Here is a 6,671-nt window from a genome sequence, read left to right on the forward strand (position 1 = left end):
GAATTTAATTATTATATTACAGAGTTGGCTGTTTCGGAACAAGAAAATATTTGTGAGATTCTAGGATAAACAATTAATGGGTCACAAGCCCCTTTCTCATTAAAGGTTCATATTAGGATTGGAATTTAAAGAAAATTAAAAAATGATCGTTTATCATCGGGCGGACGAGAAAATGAGGGCGGCTTGTTCTTATTCAAATCCGTAAGAAATACGGATACGGAAAAATTCAATACGACGCGGATTGGTGATCCTGCAAATAAGCTTCTTAGAGGCACCCCTTTCTCGCATCGAAAATGAATCTACATGAAATAGGGAAGTTGTTGAATAAGAATAGAAGGAATAAACGGAGATGGGCCTTGGTATGTTCCGTGATAAAAGCTAATTATCGGGGTTGGAAAACCCCGGCTATCGTCATCTGGGCGCGTGAAAAGGTTTAATTGACAAGAAAACCCAATGTGCTAGAATGAGCGGATTCAGCGATTTCAGATTAGAAGGAGAATAATGTAATGGCTAAAGCATCAAAGGCTCCTTTCCTTTTTATCGTATCATCAATAGCTGTGGCACTAATGCTAATAGGTTGCTTTGACGTTACCGGCGGCGGTGGCGGAGGAGGAGGGCCTGGGAGAGTCGCAATTTCAGGGACGGTAACATCCGTTGATGGGGATACCGGTGATGTATTCGGAATATCGGTTGAAGCAATTGACCCGATCAACGGAAAAGGATTGGGCAGTAGTACCGACACAAGCGTATTTGGGGCTTATCAGTTAAAGGTCCCTGCTAAAGGGCTTCAACGCCTTATAGAATTGATTTTTACGACGCCTCTTCCATTTTCACAAAGCTTTTCCGAGTTTTTCTTAATAACACAAGATAGTGAGGTGTTTTTGGATGTTAGACTTGAAAGTCCCAGTCAGGTAATTATCGATGATGTTGATGGTGGCGGTTATCAGGTAGATCAAAGACGTATCAGGATAGGTGACGGTAAGAGGTTCATATTTTCCGGTCCAGAATTCGGAATTTCGACCCCTCAACAAGCAGAGCTCACAATAAATGGTAGCTCAAATGACTGCATTACAGCGAAGAAGAACAGTACTGTCACAATGAACGTTCAAAACTTCACTGCAACAAATTGTGCAGTTGGTATCAAGGCTGATAAGAGAGCGATAATCTCAATTGATGCATCTGAGAGTTTCGAAATTTCGAGCAGAAACAGCGGTGTCAGGAGCAGTAATCAGACATTTACAAATCTTTCTAGCGGCGAAGAGTTCGTAATAAACTCTTCCGAGGATTTCGGAATCAGGGCTGGTGGCCAATCATCGGTGGTTGTTGACTTGCTGGTGCCTCCTGTTGATTGCCAAATTTTTGGAGCCAGTGGCGATATCAATCAGGAGAGCGCAAGTGCAATTATAAGTGTGCCCCCCGGGTGCCTCGTACCATAGGGTCTAGCAATTCAAAAATTTAATTCACACGCAAAATATCTGAGACTTAAGACTCTACAGTTTTGTTACGACAAATTTTTATTTTCAAAAGCATTATACAGACAGAATCTTGCTAGAAATGATACTATTTCTCCTTCGAATGACATGAAGCGAATCAACCTGATTGGTTGATATCCCCGCATTTATTTGATTGCTAAAGAATGAGTATTATGAAATAGTTAGTTATAATTAAATGGTTTTATTGATGTAAAAAACATAAAAGAGGGGATCTTTTATGGATGAGTATAAAGAATTGATTGACAAACTTATGATTAGACGCGATGAGCTTCAGGAAAAGCTCAGAAAGGTCGAGAAGTCCCTCAGGGAAACTCACGATAAGGATTCCGAAGAGCAGGCTGTAGAGCGGTCACATGAAGAAGTGGTAGAGGTGCTTGAGGGAAGCATTCGACTCGAATTAGAGCAAATTTACGAGGCTTTTAGTCGCATTGAAAAAGATACATACGGGCTATGTGTAGTCTGCGAAAAACCTATTTCTGTTAAACGGTTGGAAGCCCTTCCTTATACCGATCGCTGTATTGATTGTGCCCAGGGTTAAGATTCAGAGATTTATATAATACAATTTATATTGATTTGCGATGGATAAAAATGGTTAGCTCCGATTTTAGGACTGCTATTAATTATTTGTGGTGATCATCAGCGAATACAGGCTAATACTGTTTTTAAATTTATGGGTAAAATAACACACTTATTTCCCTTGATTTGTATTATAAAAATCTTAAAAGGCTGCTGTCTTAACTTGTAATATGATTCTTAAACAATATTACCTAGGATGCCTTTCGCATGCATCCTATCTGATCGGGGATGAAGAGAGTAAGACTGCCGTTATCGTTGATCCGCAACGAGACATAGACCAGTATCTGGCTGATGCTAAACTCCAGCGACTTAACATCAGCCATGTCGTTTTAACACACTTTCATGCAGACTTTGTTGCAGGCCATCTCGAACTTAAGGAACGTGTGGGCGCAGAAATATGTCTTGGGTCTCGTGCCAAAGCAGAGTATGAATTTACTCCGTTACTTGATGGTCAAACAATAGAATTTGGGAAGGTGCGTCTTGAGATTCTTGAGACACCGGGTCACTCTCCTGAGTCCATATCAATAATAGTTTATGATCTTGCCAAAGATGAGAAGGAACCTTATGGAGTTCTCACGGGCGACACTCTTTTTATCGGGGACGTTGGACGGCCTGATCTCAGGGCATCCCTGGGATGGTCTGCAGAAGAGCTTGGAGGGATGCTGTACGATTCCCTTCAAAATAAAATTTTAAAGCTTTCGGATAAGACACTCGTTTATCCGACTCATGGTGCAGGCTCAATGTGTGGTAAGAACCTGAGTGAGGATACTGTATCAACGATCGGCATTCAAAGAAAATACAACTACGCTCTTCAACCGATGGGCAGAGAAGAGTTTATAAAGATTGTTACTGCTGATCAACCCGAAGCGCCCGACTACTTCACGTATGATGCAATTCTCAATACAAAAGAACACTTGACACTAATGAAAACAATGAAGAAGGCACTAAAGCCGCTCTCTTTGAGCAAGGTCATCAATCTAAGAGAAGAGGGCGCACAAATTTTAGATGTCAGGGAGCCGGTCGATTTTGAGGGTGCACACCTAGAAGGGAGTATTAACATCGCACTTGGTGGCAAATACGCAACATGGGCTGGCACATTGCTGGAAAGGGATAAGCCGATAGTAATAATTGCCGACAGGGGGCATGAGGAGGAAGCAGTTATGAGACTGGGTCGAATCGGGTTTGACAATATTAAGGGTTATCTTGAGGGAGGGATGCATGCACTTCTAACTCGACCCGATCTTTTAAAGCGTACGGACAGGATAACGGTACTAACACTTCGCGAACAGCTTTCTTCGAAGCATTCGCCACTTATTCTTGACGTCAGGACGAATGACGAATGGAAAGAAAATCGGATAGGCGGGAGCGTTAACATACCTTTGAACCAATTAAAACACCGGATTTATGAAATACTTCCAGATCGAAAGATTGTTGTACATTGTGCTTCCGGATATCGTTCATCGATTGCCTCGAGCCTTCTTGAGCAGAATAAAATTTCAAATTTTGCCGATCTGGTAGGTGGGATTTCCGCATGGGAAGCCGCTAAGCTCGGCACTGTGAAATAACTTAGAGTAAATCAAGAGTTGACTCTTCTATATCATCTCATAGGGGCTTTTATATCACGCACTTAATTAATCTGGTGATTCAGCAAAACGTTGACAAAACGTCTTTGGGAAGTTAAATAATCAACGTTCTTACACGTAATTTGGCGAGGTAGGCAGTTGGCAGTCTGATTATGATTATTCGAGCCATAGTAATAATTTTCTTAACAGCCGTTCTAGGATGTGCTAATTTCTCTCCAAAGCCGATTGAAGAGGTTCCGTTTAAAAGCCGCGCCCAGACGCAGAGCAGAGATGGCATGACTGTTTCTGCATCTGTTCTGAGCGACGATGAAAGTGAAGAATTGTTCGGTGTGAATTTAGCCGGAAAGGATATCCAACCTGTCTGGTTAAGCATCAAGAACGATAATGAAATACCTTGTCTATTTTTGCCGATTACACTCGATCCCCACTATTTTTCGCCGAATGAGGCTGCGTTTATGAACCACTACACGCTCACGCTCGGCGGCTCTGCTAACAAGGAGATGGATAAGCACTTCAATGAGGTCGGAATGCACGTTGAATATGTTTCAGCGGGGGAAGAGGAGTCCGGTTTCGTTTTTTCGAACATGGATCCGGGGATTAAATACGTTGAGGTTACTCTTTATTGCTTCACTACAATAGAAAAATTCGTGTTTTATTTTGAGGTTCCAGGATTTCAAGGTGACTATGATATTGTGGATTGGCAGGAATTATATTCAGAGAACAAATTTATCGATTACGATAATGAGGAGAAGTTTCGCAAAGCCTTGGAGAATCTTCCCTGTTGCACAACTGATGAAGAGGGAGAAGGTAAAGGCTATCCAATTAATTTGGTATTTATTGGTGATACCGATGATATCGCGTCTGCTTTCATCAGGCGTGGCTGGGATGTGTCAGAGCCGATCTCTGATGACTGGGAGAAGAAGATAGATCTATCAAAAATCTTTTCGACTGCAAGGTATCGAACTACTCCGATGAGTCGGGAGTATTTTTTTGGAAGGAGTCAGGATTACAGTCTTCAGAAGACCAGGCAAAAGGATAAGGGGAAGATCCGTCAGAGGATAGAGCTCAGGGTATGGTTGACTCCAATTAAGTACAAGGGAGAGTATGTGTGGTTTGGTTCCACCACTCGGGATATTGGTTCGGATTTTACCCGTAGGACTGAGTGGTACGTCGCAAAATCCATTGATCCCGAAGTTGATGAAGCTAGGTCTTATTTGACGGAAGACATCGGGCTCTCGAATAATTTAAGTAAGTTCGGTTATGTCGGGGGTTCAGTCGCCTCATCCCGATCCAATCCTGTCAGGAATTTCAAGAATCAATCCTGGTGGTCAGACGGGATGCGTGCTGTTTTACTTATAGAGAGTGAACCTACAAGTCTGTCTGAGATAGAGATATTGAAATGGGATTTACCCGGAGATATCGACGAAAATATGGAGTTTTAGAAAATAACTCTCAAAGATAAGAAATGATATTCAAACCGTAATTATGCTGATTACCCAAGATGTTAAACTCTGAAAATTTATTTAGACTGTTGGGTGGCATATTCCTGATCTTAACAATCGGTGTGGGTTCCATATTCTGGTCTGGCTGTGCATCATATTGCAGTCCCACTGGCCAAAGCGAGTCTGTTTTTAGTGTGGAAACAACAAATGGATGTAAGTTTTATTCACCCTCTCCCAATCCAACCAGGGACGTGCCATTTCTTCTGAGGGCCGAGACACAGAGCCGTGAAGGTATAACAGTTAGAGCAGTAGTCCTCAGTGATCATGAGAGCGAGGAGATATTCGGTGTTAATCTGGCGAGGGGCGGCGTGCAGCCAGTATGGTTACGAATAGAAAACAGGACTGATACGCCGTTCGCATTATTATTTGTGGCGATGGACTCGGATTATTTTACTTCCAATGAAGCGGCGTATATGAACCACCTTCCTTTTGCATTCAGTGTAAATGAGTTAATTGATCAATATTTTCAAGAGCAAGCCATTGACGGTTATATTCCTCCAGGTGGTGTATCGGAGGGGTTCGTTTATACAAACATTGATCCTGGTATAAAATTTGTAAATGTGACTCTTTATGGGCCGAAAAGAATAGAGTCCTTCCCATTACTGTTTGAGGTCCCCGGCATTACAACTGACTACCAGAGAGTAGATTTTCATAGATTGTATTCAGACAAAGGGATAGTGAATATAGAAGATGAGGAAGAATTACACAGAGCTCTTGAAAATCTACCTTGCTGTACACAAAAGAGGGATGGTTCCGGAAGGAATGACCCCCTTAATTTTACATTGATAGGTGATCCAGATGACATATTTCCCGCTTTGATATACCGCGGTTGGGACGTTACAGAACCAATTTCATTTAGGTCCGGTCTGAGGGCTTTCAAGTCGTTTTTCTCGGGTGCCAGATATCGCACGTCACCGATGAGCAGTCTTTTCTTCTACAAACGTTCACAGGACATGGGGCTACAGAAGGCGAGATCTACAATCCATGAGAGGAACCACCTTCGCTTGTGGTTGTCACCGATCAAATACAGAGGCAAAGACATCTGGATCGGTGCAATAAGCCGGGACATAGGTTCATATTTCACCTGGAGAACATGGTGGGGAACCGCTCATGCCATAGATCCTGATATAGATGAGGCGAGGGAATACCTGATGCAGGATCTTATATTCTCGCAGGCTGTGAGAAAAGTCGGCTATCTGGATGGTGTTGGAATTGCCACTCAGGATAACCCGCACAGAAACTTTATGAACCAACCGTACTGGACAGATGGAAGGCGAGTGGTCTTCCTCTTCGGCAGTGAGCCCACTTCTCTGTCAGACCTCGAATTTTTCTCCTGGGAATGGATAGACGATGAAGAAGCGGTGAATTTGCGGGAGGAAATGCGAAAGATCAGGAATAAATACAAAGAGTGAACTAATTCAAGGTAATTTTTAAATTTTAACCTTTTTTGGGCCTGGCGAAATGAAACTTTGAACGCATGCCAGTACGTATGCGTTGGGCCTTTTATTTCTATTACT

The 6,671-nt window shown here is 42.5% G+C and carries 5 protein-coding genes; all 5 read left to right on the forward strand.

Annotation, left to right across the window (positions count from 1 at the left end):
- Positions 1-506 precede the first annotated feature (506 nt).
- Complete coding sequence (locus VGA95_11145) at positions 507-1,436, forward strand: hypothetical protein (protein ID HEX9667095.1); 930 nt, start codon at positions 507-509, stop codon at positions 1,434-1,436.
- A 274-nt stretch (positions 1,437-1,710) separates the two neighbouring features.
- Positions 1,711-2,031: a TraR/DksA C4-type zinc finger protein gene (locus VGA95_11150; protein ID HEX9667096.1), complete on the forward strand. Its 321-nt coding sequence runs from the start codon at positions 1,711-1,713 to the stop codon at positions 2,029-2,031.
- A 208-nt stretch (positions 2,032-2,239) separates the two neighbouring features.
- Positions 2,240-3,634: an MBL fold metallo-hydrolase gene (locus tag VGA95_11155; GenBank protein ID HEX9667097.1), complete on the forward strand. Its 1,395-nt coding sequence runs from the start codon at positions 2,240-2,242 to the stop codon at positions 3,632-3,634.
- A 170-nt stretch (positions 3,635-3,804) separates the two neighbouring features.
- Positions 3,805-5,094, forward strand: coding sequence for an LssY C-terminal domain-containing protein (locus VGA95_11160; GenBank protein ID HEX9667098.1), 1,290 nt, complete (start codon positions 3,805-3,807; stop codon positions 5,092-5,094).
- A gap of 59 nt (positions 5,095-5,153) precedes the next feature.
- The gene (locus VGA95_11165) at positions 5,154-6,566 is read left to right on the forward strand and encodes an LssY C-terminal domain-containing protein (protein ID HEX9667099.1); all 1,413 of its coding nucleotides are present in this window, start codon (positions 5,154-5,156) and stop codon (positions 6,564-6,566) included.
- Positions 6,567-6,671 lie beyond the last annotated feature (105 nt).

The sequence above is a fragment of the Thermodesulfobacteriota bacterium genome (assembly GCA_036397855.1).
Classification (GTDB): Bacteria; Desulfobacterota_D; UBA1144; order Nemesobacterales; family CSP1-2; genus DASWID01.

Excerpts from the sequence above, each read along its gene's own strand:
- VGA95_11155 (HEX9667097.1), top strand. The coding sequence starts at position 2,240 with ATGATTCTTAAACAATATTACCTAGGATGCCTTTCGCATGCATCCTAT.
- VGA95_11160 (HEX9667098.1), top strand. The coding sequence starts at position 3,805 with ATGATTATTCGAGCCATAGTAATAATTTTCTTAACAGCCGTTCTAGGA.
- VGA95_11150 (HEX9667096.1), top strand. The coding sequence starts at position 1,711 with ATGGATGAGTATAAAGAATTGATTGACAAACTTATGATTAGACGCGAT.
- VGA95_11165 (HEX9667099.1), top strand. The coding sequence starts at position 5,154 with ATGTTAAACTCTGAAAATTTATTTAGACTGTTGGGTGGCATATTCCTG.
- VGA95_11145 (HEX9667095.1), top strand. The coding sequence starts at position 507 with ATGGCTAAAGCATCAAAGGCTCCTTTCCTTTTTATCGTATCATCAATA.